This window comes from Streptomyces sp. NPDC051940 (genome assembly GCF_040680895.1).
Classification (GTDB): domain Bacteria; phylum Actinomycetota; class Actinomycetes; order Streptomycetales; family Streptomycetaceae; genus Streptomyces.
Genome location: NZ_JBFAXR010000164.1, coordinates 1 through 16789, shown reverse-complemented (window position 1 = coordinate 16789; position 16789 = coordinate 1). Strand labels below are relative to the sequence as shown.

The 16789-nt window shown below is 71.7% G+C and carries 13 protein-coding genes and 1 pseudogene; 7 read left to right on the top strand and 7 right to left on the bottom strand.

The features are described 5' to 3' along the window. The first annotated feature begins 153 nt into the window (after positions 1–153). Genes mtnA through AB0M28_RS36295 form a run of 4 tightly spaced genes read left to right on the top strand, consistent with a single transcriptional unit; the run spans position 154 to position 5702 of the window. Positions 154–1302, top strand: coding sequence for an S-methyl-5-thioribose-1-phosphate isomerase (gene mtnA / locus AB0M28_RS36310; protein ID WP_365414391.1), 1149 nt, complete (start codon positions 154–156; stop codon positions 1300–1302). A 7-nt stretch (positions 1303–1309) separates the two neighbouring features. Further along, positions 1310–1987, top strand: coding sequence for a two-component system response regulator MtrA (gene mtrA / locus AB0M28_RS36305; protein ID WP_365414389.1), 678 nt, complete (start codon positions 1310–1312; stop codon positions 1985–1987). 2 nt (positions 1988–1989) lie between these two features. Further along, positions 1990–3858: an MtrAB system histidine kinase MtrB gene (mtrB, locus tag AB0M28_RS36300; RefSeq protein ID WP_365414387.1), complete on the top strand. Its 1869-nt coding sequence runs from the start codon at positions 1990–1992 to the stop codon at positions 3856–3858. Further along, positions 3858–5702 (top strand): LpqB family beta-propeller domain-containing protein, encoded by a 1845-nt coding sequence (locus tag AB0M28_RS36295; RefSeq protein ID WP_365414385.1) that lies wholly within the window; start codon positions 3858–3860, stop codon positions 5700–5702. The genes mtrB and AB0M28_RS36295 overlap by 1 nt, the downstream gene beginning before the upstream one ends. A 109-nt stretch (positions 5703–5811) precedes the next feature. Here the strand turns inward: AB0M28_RS36295 and AB0M28_RS36290 are convergent. The 5 genes and pseudogenes from AB0M28_RS36290 to AB0M28_RS36270 all read right to left on the bottom strand — a co-directional run. Next, positions 5812–6483: pseudogene (locus tag AB0M28_RS36290) on the bottom strand (response regulator transcription factor); the annotation flags it as partial. 211 nt (positions 6484–6694) lie between these two features. Beyond that, positions 6695–7369 carry a ribosome-associated translation inhibitor RaiA gene (gene raiA / locus AB0M28_RS36285; RefSeq protein ID WP_365414383.1) on the bottom strand — a complete coding sequence of 225 codons (675 nt, stop codon included), beginning with the start codon at positions 7367–7369 and terminating at the stop codon, positions 6695–6697. A 246-nt stretch (positions 7370–7615) separates the two neighbouring features. Next, entirely contained in the window at positions 7616–8140 is a 525-nt protein-coding gene (locus AB0M28_RS36280) for a ComF family protein (RefSeq protein WP_365414381.1), read from the bottom strand. A 544-nt stretch (positions 8141–8684) separates the two neighbouring features. Next, a complete protein-coding gene (locus tag AB0M28_RS36275) occupies positions 8685–9860 on the bottom strand; it encodes a crosslink repair DNA glycosylase YcaQ family protein (protein ID WP_365414380.1) in 1176 nt (391 codons plus the stop codon). Between the two features lie 103 nt (positions 9861–9963). After that, positions 9964–10554, bottom strand: coding sequence for a GNAT family N-acetyltransferase (locus AB0M28_RS36270; RefSeq protein ID WP_365414379.1), 591 nt, complete (start codon positions 10552–10554; stop codon positions 9964–9966). Positions 10555–10829: 275 nt separating this feature from the next. On the opposite strand from AB0M28_RS36270, the gene secA reads away from it, so the two are divergent. Then, entirely contained in the window at positions 10830–13649 is a 2820-nt protein-coding gene (gene secA / locus AB0M28_RS36265) for a preprotein translocase subunit SecA (protein WP_365414377.1), read from the top strand. A gap of 146 nt (positions 13650–13795) precedes the next feature. On the opposite strand, the gene AB0M28_RS36260 is transcribed toward secA, so the two are convergent. Then, the gene (locus tag AB0M28_RS36260; protein ID WP_365414375.1) at positions 13796–14140 is read right to left on the bottom strand and encodes an Rv3235 family protein; all 345 of its coding nucleotides are present in this window, start codon (positions 14138–14140) and stop codon (positions 13796–13798) included. Positions 14141–14554: 414 nt separating this feature from the next. Between AB0M28_RS36260 and AB0M28_RS36255 the strand changes: the two genes are divergently transcribed. Next, complete coding sequence (locus tag AB0M28_RS36255; RefSeq protein WP_365414373.1) at positions 14555–15058, top strand: hypothetical protein; 504 nt, start codon at positions 14555–14557, stop codon at positions 15056–15058. Between the two features lie 77 nt (positions 15059–15135). Next, complete coding sequence (locus AB0M28_RS36250; protein WP_365414371.1) at positions 15136–15786, top strand: HAD family hydrolase; 651 nt, start codon at positions 15136–15138, stop codon at positions 15784–15786. Between the two features lie 112 nt (positions 15787–15898). On the opposite strand, the gene AB0M28_RS36245 is transcribed toward AB0M28_RS36250, so the two are convergent. Next, the gene (locus tag AB0M28_RS36245; RefSeq protein WP_365414369.1) at positions 15899–16465 is read right to left on the bottom strand and encodes a DJ-1/PfpI family protein; all 567 of its coding nucleotides are present in this window, start codon (positions 16463–16465) and stop codon (positions 15899–15901) included. Positions 16466–16789 lie beyond the last annotated feature (324 nt).

Below are 16789 nucleotides of genomic sequence, written 5' to 3'. Positions count from 1 at the left end.
GCACGGCCTCCCGTTCTAAGCCTTTCCGCGCCGATGGTACTGCAGGGGGGACCCTGTGGGAGAGTAGGTCGCCGCCGAACAATTATTAAGCCTCAACCCCCGACCTTGCGTCGGGGGTTGAGGCTTTTCTGCGTTGAGGGTTGACTGGCCTTCATGGCTGAAGACATCGTTGCGCTCCGCTGGGAGGAGCCCCAGGAGACAGGAGACGGGCCCGTCCTGGTCCTAGTGGACCAGACGCGGCTGCCGGCGGAGGAGGTCGAGCTTCTCTGTACGGATGTGCCCGGCCTGGTGCAGGCCATCCAGACGCTGGCGGTGCGCGGTGCGCCGCTGCTCGGGCTGGCCGGTGCGTACGGCGTGGCGCTGGCGGCGGCCCGTGGATTCGACGTGGACGAGGCGGCCGAGCAGCTGTCGTCCGCCCGGCCCACCGCGGTGAATCTGGCCTGGGGCGTGGGCAGAGCGCTCGACGCCTTCCACGCCGCGGGGCCCGGGGAGGGTGCGGCCGCGGCGCTGGCCGAGGCGCGGCGCCTGCACGAGGAGGACGCCCGGGGCAGTCGGGCGATGGGCCGGCACGGACTGGAGCTGCTGAGTGAGCTGGTCCCTGGTGGCGGCTACCGGGTGCTGACCCACTGCAACACCGGCGCGCTGGTGTCGGGTGGGGAGGGCACCGCGTTCGCGGTGGTGCGGGCGGCGCACCGGGCGGGGGAGCTGCGCCGGCTGTGGGTGGACGAGACCCGGCCGCTGCTGCAAGGGGCGAGGCTCACGGCGTACGAGGCGGCCCGCAGCGGTATGCCGTACACCCTGCTCGCCGACAACGCCGCCGGATCGCTGTTCGCGGCCGGTGAGGTGGATGCCGTGCTGATCGGGGCGGACCGGATCGCCGCGGACGGGGCGGTGGCGAACAAGGTGGGGTCGTATCCGCTGGCGGTGCTGGCGCGGCATCACGGGGTGCCGTTCATCGTGGTGGCGCCCACCTCGACCGTGGACCTCCAGACGGAGGACGGGGGGTCCATCGAGATCGAGCAGCGGGCCGGCAGTGAGATCACGGAGTTCAGCGGGCCGCACGGGTTGGGTGTGGGGGCTCCGCAGGCGGGCGCGGGGCTGGTCGTGGCTCCGCTGGGGACGCAGGCGTACAACCCCGCGTTCGATGTGACGCCGCCGGATCTGGTCACCGCGATCGTCACGGAGCGGGGTGTGTTGTCACCCGTGCGTGGGCAGGGAGTCCGTGAGATGGCCAGTGGGAAGAATTGGCGTGAAACGGATCACTCCGGCGAGCACTCCGAGTTTGACGGGGCGATGGGATGATGTCCATATGAAGGGACGCGTCCTGGTCGTCGATGACGACACCGCACTGGCAGAGATGCTCGGCATCGTGCTGCGCGGGGAAGGTTTTGAGCCGTCGTTCGTCAACGACGGCGACAAGGCGCTCGCCGCCTTCCGCGAGACCAAGCCGGATCTGGTACTGCTCGACCTCATGCTGCCCGGACGGGACGGCATCGAGGTGTGCAGGCTGATCCGGGCCGAATCGGGTGTGCCGATCGTGATGCTCACCGCGAAGAGCGACACGGTCGATGTCGTCGTGGGCCTGGAGTCCGGGGCCGACGACTACATCGTCAAGCCGTTCAAGCCCAAGGAGCTCGTCGCCCGGATCCGGGCACGGCTGCGCCGCTCCGAGGAACCCGTGCCGGAGCAGCTGGCCATCGGCGATCTGGTGATCGACGTGGCCGGGCACTCCGTGAAGCGGGACGGGCAGCAGATCGCGCTCACCCCACTGGAGTTCGACCTGCTGGTCGCCCTCGCCCGCAAGCCCTGGCAGGTGTTCACCCGCGAGGTGCTGCTGGAGCAGGTCTGGGGCTACCGGCACGCCGCCGACACCCGGCTGGTGAACGTGCACGTACAGCGCCTGCGCTCCAAGGTCGAGAAGGACCCGGAGCGGCCGGAGATCGTCGTGACCGTGCGCGGCGTGGGTTACAAGGCCGGGCCCAGCTGATCATGGCCCGGCTGCTGCGGCAGGGTGGCGCAGCCGGCGGACCGATGCAGCCCCTGATACGGATGGTGCTGCGTTGGGTTCGCCGGCCGCTTCAGCCTGCCGTGCTGCTGTGGCGGCGCAACATCCAGGTCCGTGTCGTCGCCACCACGCTGCTGATGTCCATGGGCGTGGTGCTGCTGCTCGGTGTCGTCGTCATCGGGCAGGTTCGCAACGGGCTGCTGGAGGGCAAGCTGGCGGCGGCCAAGAGCCAGGCGCAGGGCGGTTTCGCCAACGCCGAGGAGCGGGCCGAGCGCGAGAGCCGTGACCAGGCCACCGGGCGGCAGGCCGCGCCGGAGGACTGGCCGGACCGGCTCGTCGAATCGCTGAACAGCGGCAGCGGCAGCGGCATCTTCCAGGTGATCGCGATGCCCTCGGAGCGCAGCGGGGTGCCCGTGCTGGGCCGCGACGGCGACCAGGGCGCCCTGGTGACCGCGCCGATCGTCTTCGGCCGCGAGGGCGCCGACGCGCGGAGCGTGCCAGAGGACCTGCGTGAGCGGGTCGACAACGGCGAGGGCATGTTCCAGACGTACACCCAGATCGTGCAGGGGAACGGGGAGTCCGAGCCGGGGCTGGTCATAGGGCAGCGTCTGAAGGACGTCAACGGCAGCCCGTACCAGCTCTACTACCTCTTCCCCTTCACCGAGGAGGAGAAGACCCTCAGCCTGGTCAAGGGCACGCTCGCCACCGCCGGTGTGTTCGTGGTGGTGCTGCTCGGTGCCATCGCGTGGCTGGTGGTGCGGCAGGTCGTGACGCCTGTGCGGATGGCGGCCGGGATCGCGGAGCGGCTTGCGGCCGGGCGGCTGCAGGAGCGGATGAAGGTCACCGGCGAGGACGACATCGCCCGGTTGGGCTCATCGTTCAACAAGATGGCCCAGAACCTGCAGAGCAAGATCCAGCAGCTGGAGGAGCTGTCGCGGATGCAGCGGCGGTTCGTCTCGGACGTGTCGCACGAGCTGCGTACGCCGCTGACGACCGTGCGGATGGCCGCGGACGTCATCCACGAGGGCCGCGAGCAGTTCGATCCGGTGACCGCCCGGTCGGCGGAGCTGCTGCTGGGACAGCTGGACCGGTTCGAGTCGCTGCTCTCCGATCTGCTGGAGATCAGCCGGTTCGACGCGGGCGCCGCGGCGCTGGAGGCCGAGCCCATCGACGTACGCGAGGTCGTACGGCGGGTCGTGGACGGTGCCGAGCCGCTGGCCGAGCGCAAGGGCAGCCGGATCGTGGTGCGGGGTGCCGAGCAGCCGGTGATCGTCGAGGCGGACGCCCGGCGGATGGAGCGGGTGCTGCGGAACCTCGTCGTCAACGCCGTGGAGCACGGCGAGGGACGCGATGTCGTGGTGCGGCTGGGCGTGGCGCACGGCGCCGTCGCCGTGGCCGTACGGGACTACGGCGTCGGGCTGAAGCCCGGCGAGGCGACGCGGGTGTTCAACCGGTTCTGGCGGGCCGACCCGGCGCGGGCGCGGACCACCGGCGGTACGGGTCTGGGCCTGTCCATCGCGGTGGAGGACGCGCGGCTGCACGGCGGCTGGCTGCAGGCGTGGGGTGAGCCGGGCGGAGGGTCGCAGTTCCGGCTGACGCTGCCGAGGACGGCTGGAGAACCGCTGCGCGGCTCGCCGATACCGCTGGAGCCCGAGGACTCACGGGCCCATCGCGCGGCCCTGCGGGAGAGCGAGCCGGCGCAGGCCGGTGGGCTGCTGTCCGCCGTGCCGGCGCAGCAGCGGGGCGGCGGTCCCGTCGTCACCGGGCTGCCGGTGGGTGCGGCGCACCCGACCGTCGACCCGACCGCGCTGCCGGGGACGGGCACCCGGGTGACGGAGTGGGAGAAGCAGTAGTGGGCGGGGGGCGAGCGATGCGGGTGCGGCTGGTGCGGGTGCTGGCCCTGGCGGGGGCCGGCGCGGTCCTGCTGAGCAGCTGTGTGGGGATGCCCGACAGCGGTGTGGTGAGCGCGGTCGACGAGGGCGACAAGCCCGGGGAGCCGTATGCGCGCACTCTTCCCGTACTGCCGAAGAAGGACGCCCCGGCGCGGCAGATCGTCCTGGGTTTCCTGGAGACGCTGCGCAGCGACGACGGTGACTACGCGACCGCCCGGCAGTATCTGACCGCGGAGGTCCGCAAGAGCTGGACCCCGCCGCAGGAGACCACGGTGCTGGCGACCGCGCCGGACACCAGCGAGGTGGGGCCGGCGCGGGACGAGCGCCAGGATCCCCCGCAGGGCACGACGCAACTGGCGACCTTCCGGCTGACCGGCCAGCGGATCGCCACGCTGGACGCGGACACCGGCGCGTACCGGCCGGGCTCCGGTGAGTACGAGAGTTCCGTGCGGGTGGTGCGGGACAAGGACAGCAACGGGCAGTGGCGGATCGCCACACCCCCCGGCGGCGGGCTCGTACTGAGCAAGTCGGACTTCACCCGCACCTACGGGACGCCCGTCAACGCCTACTACTTCACCGAACGTGAGCCGTCCGCGCTGGTGGCGTCGCCGGTGTACGTCCGGGACCAGTCCGAACTGTCGGCGGCGACCACCGAGGTGGTGCGGGCGCTGCTGCGGGGACGCGGCGGAATGATGGCTGATATCTCGCGCTCGGCGTTCCCGGCGGGCAGCCGGCTGGACGGGCGCGGTGCCGTGGCGGTCACGGACGAGAAGCTGACGGTGCGGCTCAAACTGCCCGCCGACCCCGACGCGGTGACGTGCCGGCGGATGGCCGCGCAGGTCTGGTACACCGTGCGGGGCGTGGCGCCGCGGGTGAGTGAGGTACGGCTGCGGGCGGGCGGGGAGCAGCTCTGCGGGATCGGGCAGGAGGTGGCCTCCCAGTACGGCACCCGGCAGCTGACCAAGGCGGACCGGCACGAGTACTTCTACTTCGTCGACGAGGAGCAGCGGCTGGTGCGCGCTCCCGTCGCCGGGGACGAGCGTGAACCGCAGGTCGTGGCCGGGCCGTTCGCCGAGGGCAAGGTCAAGATCCAGTCGATCGCCGTGTCCCGGAGCGAGGCACAGGTCGCCGCGGTGACGGACGGCGGCCATCGGCTGTACACCACCGGGATGGGCGGCTCGGCGGTGCTGTCGGACCCGTTGCTGCTGAGCGGCGCGCGGTCCAGCGCCGATCTGGGCTTCACCGCGCCCAGCTGGGACGGGCACGGGGACCTCTGGATCGCGGACCGGACCCGGTCCGGTTCGTGGCTGTACTGGTCCAAGGGCGGTCTGGAGAAGCCCCAGCCGGTGGAGGTCTCGGGACTTCAGGACGGCCGGATCGAGTCGCTGCGGGTCGCGGCCGAGGGCGCGCGGATCGCGTTGGTCGTACGGCGGGACGGCCGGACCCGGCTGATGCTGGGCGGGATCACCGCGGAGGCGGGCACGCTGCGTGTCCGGGACGTCGTCGAGATCACGCCGCAGCTGCAGGACGTGCAGGCGGTGTCCTGGGCCGGCGACAGCCGGCTGGCGGTGGTCGGCACCGTGGAGACCGGGGTGAACCAGGTGCTGTTCGTCGAGACCGACGGGCGGCTGCCGGAGGACGGCACGCGGACGCTGACGGACGAGACGTTCTCCGTGGCCACCTCGGAGAACGTCTCCATGCCGCTGGTCGCCAGCTCGGGCCAGGCGGGCGTGGTGCGGCTGCCCGTGGGCGGGGGCTGGGAGAAGGTCGCCGCGGGCGGGGTGGCGCCGGTTTATCCGGGGTAGTCGGGGGCCGGGCTGGTTGGGCTGGTCCGAGTTGGGGTTGGGTTGGTCGGGGCTTCGGGCGGGACGTCGGCCGGGGCATCGGCCGGGGCATCGGCCGACGTCGGCTCGGTCAGCGGATCTCGAGGATCTTCTCGCGCATCGCGTAGACGACGGCCTCCATCCGGGAGTGCAGCTGCAGCTTCTCCAGGATGTTGCGGACGTGGTTCTTCACCGTGTTCTCGCTGATGAACAACTCCTTGGCGATGTCACGGTTGTTCATCCCTGTCGCCACCAGCTTGAGGACCTCGAGTTCACGGTCCGTCAGCCGGGGCGCGGGCACCAGGCGGCGCTCGTCCGTGCGCTGGATCATCGACTTGAACTCCGTGAGGAGTTTGGAGGCCATCGAGGGGCTGATCTGCGACTGGCCGTCGGCGACCGCGCGGATCGCCGCGGACACCTCGTCGGTGGAGATCTCCTTGAGGAGATAGCCCGTTGCCCCGGCCTTGATCGCGTCGTAGAGGTCGGCCTCCTCGTCGCTGATCGTCAGCATGATGATCTTCGCGCTCGGGACCACCTCCTTGATGGACGTGCAGGCCTCGATGCCGCCGCGGCGCGGCATCCGCACATCCATCAGCACGATGTCCGGAAGCAGGTCGGCGGCCTTGTCCACCGCCTCGGCCCCGTCGCCGGCCTCGCCGACGACCTGGATGTCCTCCTCCTGTGCCAGCACGATCTCCAGGCCGCGGCGGAAGAGTTCATGGTCGTCCACGACGAGGACGCGGATCGGCTCCTGTCGTGAGCCGACCTCCACCTCAGCCGTGGGCTCCAAGCTGTTCGCCATCTCTCCCCCCTGGGGCCGCATGAGGGCCCGCCCGACTGATCACCGCTGGGGCGATGGCTTCTGGTGCGCGCCGGACAGGCCCCAGGGCGTCTGCCGCCGACTGGCCGTGTAGAGCCATGATTTCATGCCTGGGCGGCGGGGGCGCGACCCCGCCACCCAGGTTGGCGGAATTTCAGCTTCCAGCAAGCGGGTACGGGTCGAGGTGGATGACTCCGTAGTCGTAGGCGTGCCTCCGGTACACCACGCTCGGCTGCTTCGTCTCGGAGTCGACGAAGAGGTAGAAGTCGTGTCCGACCAGTTCCATCTCGTAGAGCGCCTGGTCCAGGGACATGGGGGCGGCCGCGTGGGTCTTCTCGCGGACCACCAGGGGGCCTTCGCCGTCCACCTCGAGCGGTCCGGCCTTGTGCGGTGCCGTCAGGTACTGGTCCTCCTCCACCAGGCCCTCGGCGGTGGTGAGTTCACCGGTGTCGGTCAGCTGGGCGGCGTTGGCCACCACGTCGCCGACATCGGCCGCGGTGCGGCGTCCCTTGCCGGGGCGCCGGGTGCTGCGCTTGTCGTGCTGCTTGCGCAGCCGGGCCTCGAGCTTGCTCGTGGCCAGGTCGAGTGCCGCGTAGGGGTCACCGGCGGCGGCTTCGGCGCGGACCACCGGGCCCCGGGAGTGGACGGTGATCTCCACGCGGTCGGAACGGTCCGCCAGCCGCGGGTTGTGCTCCTTGGACACCTCGACATCGAGGCTGATCACCTTGCCGTCGTACTTCTGGATCTTCTCCAGCTTCAGCTTCTCGGTCACATGGCGTCGGAATCGCTCCGGCACCTCGGTCTTGTGGCCCTTGACGACGATGTCCACGCAGAACTCCGTTCCGGGTCGCTCCGCAGACGGGCGAAGCGTTGCCCTCTGTGCGCTGGGCTCCGGTTTCGTCCGGGGCCTCGGGGTTCTTTCAGCCAGCCTGATCCCGTGAGGTACGGCCGGCTCTCACCTCCTCCTCCCCAGACAACAAGATCGACACCCCCTCAATTTCGGGGATCCCCTGTCTTTGAATCGAACATAGCCTGCTTGAGTCGCTACGGCACCCCCTGATCTGCACCGGCTTGTCTACCAGCGGAAACGGAAATTCCCGGTCGATTTCCGTCTCCCCTCGAACGCGGTTCGCGGCGCGGCGATCACCGCCGCGTAGAGGGGTGATGTGGTAACGCGGCGCAGTGCCCGGGCCGCCTCGGTGAGGGTGGCGCCCGTCGTTATCAGGTCATCGATGAGGGTCAGCCGTGGCGTGGCGGGGGAGAGCCGTGCGGGCTGCCTGTCGGGGCCGGTGGTCCCCGTCCCCGGGGCCCAGGGCCCGCCACTGCGCCCCTGGGCGGGCGACAGAAGGCGGCGCGCGGCGGGGACGGTGTCCAGGGCGCCGGAGAGGTTGGCGTGGCGCTCAGCGGCGCTGAGGCCCGCCTGGTCGGCCACGGGGCGGCGGTGCCGGAGCAGGGGGACGGCACGGGCGGGGACCCCGTCCCGGCGCAGCGACGCGGCGGCTGCCCGGGCGAGGCGGAGCGTGGGGTCCTGGCCCCGGGCGGCACGGCTGGTCGCGGCAGAGGGGACGGGGACGAGGAGGACGGGAGCGGGTGCTCCCATGGGTGCCTCCGCCCATGCCCCGACGGGTGCCTCCACGCGGGCGCCTGCGGGTGCCCCCACCCGGTCCGCCACAGCGGCCCCCGTCGGTGCCCCCAGCGCCGTACGGACCGCCCCCGCGAGCGCCGCACCCAGAGGGGCCGTCAGCGTACGCGCGCCGCGTTCCTTGTGTGCCAGGAGGAGCGTGCGCGTGACGTCGGCGTACGGTGCCGCGGCGTGCACCGGCGGGAGTCCCGGAGGGGCGGGGGTGGGCCGTACCCGGCGTGGGCCCGAGCCCACGAGGGCCAGGGCGCAGTCCGTACACACCGAGGTGCCGGCGTGCCCGCATCCGGCGCACTCCGCGGGAACGAGGAGGCCCACCAGCTCGGCCCAGAACATCCGCGCGCGCCCGGCACCCCGATATCCCCCTGTGGCCGCGTGCGTCATGTCCATGGCCCACACCCCCCGTCTCCTGCCGCCGCTCGTCGTGTGCCATCCACGATGCCCGCCGGGAGCACGGACTTCGACCCCCTGTGGATAACTCCGGGCCGGAAGCGATATGCCCTGGTCAGCCGGCCGTCGCGGCCACCATCGCGTCCCGCAGCGGCGCCGGGACCACCCGCTCGACGCGGATGTCCGACGCTCCCACCCACGTGGCCGCCTCCCGCAGCGCGTCCGCCGTGGGGGCGACGGCCTTGGCCGGGGTGACGCCGTTGGGCTCGTCCGGGCCCAGGGAGACCTGCCGGGCCACCAGGGTCGTGCCCTCGCGGGCCGGGTCCACGCGGGCCACCAGGCGGCCGCCCGCCAGCACCGGCATCGCGAAGTACCCGTGGATCCGCTTGGGCTTCGGGACGTATGCCTCCAGGCGGTGGGTCAGGCCGAAGATCCGCTCCGTACGGGCGCGGTCCCAGATGAGGGAATCGAACGGGGACAGCAGCGTCGTGCGGTGCCGGCCGCGCGGCTCCGACGCCAGCGCCTCCGGGTCGGCCCACGCCGGCTTGCCCCAGCCCGCCACCTCCACCGGCACCAGCCCGGTGTCCCCGATCACCGCGTCCACCTCCGCGCCCTTCAGCCGGTGGTAGTCCGCGAGGTCGGCGCGGGTGGCCACGCCCAGCGCCTGGCCTGCCTGGGTGACCAGGCGGCGCATGCACTCCTCGTCGGTCAGGTCGTCGTGCAGCAGGGCGTCCGGTACGGCGCGCTCCGCCAGGTCGTACACCCGCTTCCAGCCGCGCCGCTGGGCACAGACGACCTCACCGGTGTCCAGCGCCCACTCCACGGCGATCTTGGTCTCCGACCAGTCCCACCACGGTCCGCCGTTCTTCGCGCCGCCCAGCTCCGTGGACGTCAGCGGCCCGTCGGCCCTCAGTCGGTCCAGCACGGCCGCCAGCGACTTCTCCGGCTCGTCCATGCGGTGCCAGCGGAAGCCGCGGGTCCGGCGGGCGCGGCGGCGGAACGCGAAGAGGGGCCACTCCTCGATGGGCAGGATGCAGGCGGCGTGCGACCAGTACTCGAAGGAGTGGCCGCCCGTCCAGTACGCGTCCTCGACCGCCTGCCGGCCGACGGCGCCCAGCCGGGCGTACGGGATCAGCTCGTGCGAGCGGGCCAGCACGGAGATCGTGTCCAGCTGGACGGAGCCGAGCGAGCGCAGCACGCCGCGCACCCCGGCCCGGCGGTCGGGTGCGCCGAGCAGGCCCTGGGCCCTCAGCACGATACGGCGGGCCTCGTCGGCGGTCAGGGAGTCCATGCCGCCGAGCGTAGGGGGTGGCACTGACAGGCCCCGCTCAGGCCGTGGACGGCAGGTGCCGGCGGCCCGACGGCAGGCGGCAGGTAACCGGCGGGCGCCCCGCTCAGGCCTCGGACGGTAGGTACTGGCGGCCCGAGGGCAGGGAGACGCCGACGTCCGTCGGGAGCAGGGAGCCGATCCACGCGTCGCGGCGCGTGGTGGTGCGGGCGACGTGGGCGCGCAGCGTGCCCTCCATCGTGAAGCCGATACGGCGGGCGACCGCGCGGGAGCCTTCGTTGCCCACCTCCGCGAGCCATTCCAGGCGCTCCACGCCCAGCTCCCGGAACGCCCACTCGGACAGGGCGCTGCCGGCCTCCGCCGTGTAGCCGCGGCCGCGGTGCTCCTTCGCGGTCCAGTAGCCGAGCTCCGCCTGGCGCGCGGGGTCGCCGAGCTGCAGGCGTACCAGCCCCATCGCTCCGACCAGCGCGCCGTCCTCACGCCGGGTGACGGCGAGGTTGTACGAGGCGTCGCCCCGCCAGCCCTCCGCGCAGACCTGTTCGACGAAGGTCCGTGCGTGCTCGTGCGTGTACGGGGAGGGGACGGTCGTCCAGCGCGGGATGTCCGGGTCCTGGCAGGCGGCGTACACCGCGTCGGCGTCGGACGGGGCGAAGGGCCGCAGCAGCAGGCGGGGGGTGGTCAGCGTGATCGGCTCCATGAGCGGATTCTCCGTCGTACGGACAGCCGCCGGGGAGCGACCCGATGCGTGATGTGCGGCACTTTCTCCCCCGCTCGGGCGTTGATACGGCAGACGCGCGGCAGCGAATGTGCGGCTTGCCTGCCCTCTGTGAGGGGTCAGCCCTCCCGGCGGGGCCGCTCCCTCGCATACGATGGCCGGTGCGGCCGGGGCGGACGTTCCGTGTCCACCCCCCAGAACAGGCCGCGCCAGCGCATTCGACCGTGCCAGGCCCGACCGGCAAGGAGCCAGCCCAAGTGTCCGTCTTCGGAAAGATCCTGCGCGCAGGTGAAGGCAAGATCCTGCGCAAGCTGCACCGCATCGCGGACCAGGTCAATTCCATCGAAGAGGACTTCGAGAACCTCTCCGACGCGGAGCTGCGCGCGCTGACGGAGGAGTACAAGGAGCGCTACGCCGAGGGCGAATCCCTCGACGACCTCCTGCCGGAGGCCTTCGCCACGGTCCGCGAGGCCGCCAAGCGCGTCCTCGGCCAGCGGCACTACGACGTGCAGCTGATGGGCGGCGCCGCGCTGCACCTCGGCTATGTGGCCGAGATGAAGACCGGCGAGGGCAAGACCCTGGTCGGCACGCTCCCCGCGTACCTGAACGCGATCTCAGGCAACGGCGTCCACCTGATCACGGTGAACGACTACCTCGCCCAGCGTGACTCCGAGTGGATGGGCCGGGTGCACAAGTTCCTCGGTCTGTCCGTGGGCTGCATCCTGGCGAACATGCCGCCGGCGCAGCGTCGCGAGATGTACGGCTGCGACATCACGTACGGCACGAACAACGAGTTCGGCTTCGACTACCTGCGCGACAACATGGCCTGGTCGAAGGACGAGATGGTCCAGCGCGGCCACAACTTCGCCGTCGTCGACGAGGTCGACTCCATCCTGGTCGACGAGGCCCGTACGCCGCTGATCATCTCCGGCCCGGCGGACCAGGCCACGAAGTGGTACGCCGACTTCGCCAAGCTCGTACTGCGGCTGAAGCGCGGCGAGCCGGGCGACCCGCGCCTGGGCAAGGCCGAGACCGGCGACTACTCGGTGGACGAGAAGAAGCGCACGGTCGGCATCCACGAGGCGGGCGTCACCAAGGTCGAGAACTACCTGGGCATCGACAACCTCTACGAGTCGGTGAACACCCCCCTCGTCGGCTACCTGAACAACGCCATCAAGGCCAAGGAGCTGTTCAAGAACGACAAGGACTACGTCGTCATGGACGGCGAAGTCCTGATCGTCGACGAGCACACCGGCCGTATCCTCGCCGGCCGCCGCTACAACGAGGGCATGCACCAGGCGATCGAGGCGAAGGAAGGGGTGGACATCAAGGACGAGAACCAGACGCTCGCCACGATCACCCTGCAGAACTTCTTCCGTCTGTACGACAAGCTCTCCGGCATGACCGGTACGGCCATGACCGAAGCCGCCGAGTTCCAGCAGATCTACAAGCTGGGCGTCGTCCCGATCCCCACCCACCGCCCGCTCGCCCGCCTCGACCAGTCCGACCTGATCTACCGGACCGAGCCGGCGAAGTTCGACGCGGTCGTCGACGACATCGTGGAGAAGCACGAGAAGGGCCAGCCGGTCCTCGTCGGCACGACGTCCGTGGAGAAGTCCGAGTACCTCTCGCAGCAGCTCGCCAAGCGCGGCGTGCCGCACGAGGTCCTCAACGCCAAGCAGCACTCGCGTGAGGCCGTCATCGTCGCCCAGGCCGGCCGCCGCGGCGCGGTCACGGTCGCCACGAACATGGCCGGCCGCGGTACGGACATCAAGCTCGGCGGCAACCCCGACGACCTCGCCGAGGCCGAGCTGCGCCAGCGCGGCCTGGACCCGGTGGAGAACGCCGAGGAGTGGGCGGCGGCGCTGCCCGCCGCCCTGGAGAAGGCCGAGGAGGCCGTGAAGGCCGAGCACGACGAGGTCACCTCGCTCGGCGGCCTGTACGTGCTGGGCACCGAGCGGCACGAGTCCCGTCGTATCGACAACCAGCTGCGCGGCCGCTCCGGCCGCCAGGGCGACCCGGGCGAGTCCCGGTTCTACCTCTCGCTCGGCGACGACCTGATGCGGCTGTTCAAGGCGCAGATGGTCGAGCGCGTCATGTCGATGGCCAACGTGCCCGACGACGTGCCGATCGAGAACAAGATGGTCACCCGGGCCATCGCCTCCGCCCAGTCGCAGGTCGAGCAGCAGAACTTCGAGACCCGCAAGAACGTCCTGAAGTACGACGAGGTCCTCAACCGCCAGCGCGAGGTCATCTACGGCGAGCGGCGCCGCGTCCTGGAGGGCGAGGACCTGCACGAGCAGGTGCAGCACTTCATGGACGACACCATCGACGCCTACATCCAGGCCGAGACCCAGGAAGGCTTCGCCGAGGAGTGGGACCTGGACCGGCTGTGGGGCGCCTTCAAGCAGCTCTACCCGGTGGCCGTGACCGTCGACGAGCTCGAGGAGGCCGCGGGCGACCGGGCCGGCGTCACCGCCGAGTTCATCGAGGAGATGGTCAAGGAGGACATCCGCTCCCAGTACGCGGCGCGGGAGAAGCAGCTCGGCTCCGAGATCATGCGTGAGCTGGAGCGGCGCGTCGTCCTGTCGGTGCTCGACCGCAAGTGGCGCGAGCACCTGTACGAGATGGACTACCTCCAGGAGGGCATCGGCCTGCGGGCCATGGCCCAGAAGGACCCGCTGGTCGAGTACCAGCGCGAGGGCTTCGACATGTTCACCGCCATGATGGACGGCATCAAGGAGGAGTCCGTCGGCTACCTGTTCAACCTGGAGGTCCAGGTCGAGCAGCAGGTCGAGGAGGTGCCCGTCGCGGACGCCGTCCCGGCCAAGGCGGGCGCCGAGGACGCGGTCCCGGCCGGCTCGCGGCCGTCCATCACCGCCAAGGGGCTCGAGGCGCCGCAGCGCCCGGACAAGCTGCACTTCTCCGCGCCGACCGCCGAGGGCGGCGTCGAGGAGGGCGAGTTCGCCACGGGCGACGGCGACGGGCCGGTGCGCTCCGAGGCGGACGGCATGACGCGGGCCGAGCGGCGCAAGGCGCAGCGCGGGGGCGGCGGGGGTCGTCGGCGTAAGAAGTGATCCGATCGGCGGCGCGACAGCCCGATCGGCGATAGCCCGATCGGCGCGCCTGATCGGACAGGGCTTCGTTCGGACCGGGCTCCAGCACACATGCGGTGTGCTGGAGCCCGGTCCGTTTTTGTGTCTCCTCGCCTGTCGTCGTGGCGCTACTCCTGCTCCTGCGGGGCCGGGCGTGGGCCCACCTCCACCGCGGCGCAGCGCCAGCGGGCGTCCGCCCCGCGCTCCAGGCGGAACGCCAGGGCCCGACGGGCCGAGCCGTACGCGATCAGGGCGTGGGCCTCGAGTACGTCCGGGGCGGGTGTGCTCGCCCGGCACTCGGCGAGCCGTGGCCGGACGGGGCCGCGCAGCGGCAGGTCCGGGACCAGCCCCAGCAGCTGCTCGTAGGCCGGGCCGACCGTGTGGCCCAGCATCCAGTGGACCGGCTTCTGGCCGCTGAGCGTCAGCAGCAGCCGCTCGGCGAACCAGTTCTGCGGGTGCCTCTCCCGCGGCACTCCGGGGATGCGGAGGTCGCCGGGGCGGCGGGGATCGCGTCGGCCGGGCGGGGCCTTGCGGCGGGGCGCGGTGGTCGTGGTGGTCGTGGTCGGCGGTCGGCTTGGCCGGCTCGGCTGTCGGCCGGGTGCCGTGGGCGGTCGTCCGGGTGCGTGGCTCCGGGTCCTGCTGGTCTTGTTCACGCTGGTCACCCCCGTGATTGCGTGCCGTGACTGCGGTTGCCGTACTTGTAGCCGGAGGCACTGACAACGGGCAATCAGGGGCGTAGCGGCCGGGGAATTCACCTATCAGGGTGACGGGGCCCGGGGATGTACGTTTCTGCAGACGGGCTACGAGGGGGTTTCGAGGCCGGTGGAGGGCCCCGGGAATCCACTCGGTCGAGCGACCCGTGGAGCCGCGCGGCCTATGCTTCCCCCATGCGCGTGTACGTTTCCCTGACGCTTTCCGGGCTGGCCGAGGCCCACAAGGCCGGAGAGCTGGGCCCCGGCCCGCTGACCGCATACGCCGTGACTTCGGCGCTGCGCGAGTGGTACGTGTCCGACGACATCGAGGAGCTGGAGTACGCCGCCCTCAGCCGGGCCGCGGCCGCCAGCCTCCGCATGATCGCCGGGGATCCGGACGTGGCGCGGCGCCGGGTGGTCGTGGCTGCCGAGCTGCCGGACGGCGACGCCGTCGCCGACCCCGACCGCGGGCTCGACCCGGGGGCCGTCGGCGAGGTGCGGATCGCCCGCGCCGTCCCGCTGCGTCTGGCGGCGGCCGTGCACGTGGACGCGGACGACGCCGTGCCCGACATCAGCGCCGCGGCGGATGCGCTGGGGGCGGCGGACCAGGGGGACGACGACGCGCAGTTCACCGTGGACGGGGCGGAGGACCACGAGCTGCTGTGGTTCGGTGTCCAGGAGATCCCGAACCTCATCTGAGCAGGTCGGAGGGGGTGGCGCCGGGGTTATCCACAGGTCGTCGCGGAGGGTCGGAGCGGGGATGTAACGTCGTCTGCATGGCGCATCTGGTGTGGGACTGGAACGGCACGCTCTTTCACGACATCGACGCGGTGATCGAGGCGACGAACGCCTCGTTCGCCGAGCTCGGCCTTCCCGCGATCACGCTGGAGAGGTACCGCGAGCTGTACTGCGTTCCGGTGCCCCGGTTCTACGAGCGGCTGATGGGCCGGCTGCCTACCGAGCAGGAGTGGGAGGTCATGGACGAGACCTTCCACCGGCACTACTGGCGCTGCGCGGAGACCTCCGGCCTGGCGGAGGGAGCCGCCGACCTGCTGGCCTCCTGGCAGTCGGCGGGGCGGACGCAGTCGGTGTGCTCGCTGGCACCGCACGACCGGCTGGTGCCGCTGCTCAGCGAGCACGGGATCGCGGAGCGCTTCGTCCGGGTCGACGGGATAACCGGCCCGAACGGCGGCAGCAAGGGGGAGCACATGGTGCGGCATCTGGCCGCCCTGGACGGCATAGCCCCGGCCCGCACGGTGGTCATCGGCGACGCGGTCGACGACGCCCGCGCGGCGGCGCAGGTGGGCGCGCACGCGGTGCTGTACACGGGCGGCTCGCACAGCCGGTCGAGCCTGGAGGAGGCGGGGGTGCCGGTGGTGGAGAGCCTCGCGGAGGCGGTGGAGGTCGCGCGGTCGCTGGCGGCGTAGGCCGGCGCCCGGGCGGTGCGGTGCCCCGGGAGGTGCGGTCCTCTGGGTGGTGCGGTCCTCTGGGTGGTGCGGTGCCCGAGAGATGCGGTGCCCGGGCGGGCGCTCGGTGGCTCTACGTGGCCGGGGCCTTCGCTCGCAGGACCGTGAGGAACTCGCGCATCCAGGCCGGGTGGTCGGGCCAGGCGCGGCTGGAGACCAGGACGCCGTCCACGACGGCCTCGGTGTCCTGGAAGGTCGCACCCGCGGCTGCCATGTCCATCTCCAGTGCGGGATACGCCGTGACGCGGCGGCCCGTCAGGGCGCCCGTGGCCGCGGTCATCAGCGGTCCGTGGCAGATCTGGGCGACGGGCTTGTCGCCGTCGAAGAACGCCTTGAGGATCTTGCGCAGCTCGGGGTCGTTGCGCAGATACTCGGGCGCGCGTCCGCCCGGGATCACCACGGCCGCGTACTGGGTCGGGTCGACCTCCGCGAACGCCAGGTCGGCGGGCCAGGTGTAGCCGGGCTTCTCGGTGTAGGTGTCGAAGCCCTCCTCGAAGTCGTGCACGACGAAGCGGAGCTTCTTGCGCTCGGGTGCGGCGATGTGGACCTCGTAGCCCTCCTCGATGAGGCGCTGGTACGGGTAGAGGACCTCGAGGGACTCGGCGGCGTCGCCGGTGACGATGAGGATCTTGGCGGGCATGGCACCCCCAGGGGCGGTCGGTCGGGTGGGCTCTGCGACCCAACTTGCTACCGCCGCGCGGGGTTGCCAAGGGCTTCGGGGGGTGCGGTACCTGCGGTGGCTCCTTCACGCCTCGTTCCCGCGGCGGGGTGTTCGGTTTGCGGCTGGTGGCCGGCGCCGCCCGCGCCTTCGGCGCGGGGTTGCCCCCACCCGCACGCCGCCCGTCAACGTGGTGCCTGGTTGCCGGCGGCGCCTGGGACGGGGGACGGGGGGTCTGGGGGGCACCGGTCACGTCCACAGCCCGGGTGCCTCGGTCTTCGCCGGGCGGCCGGTGGTCACCGGCCC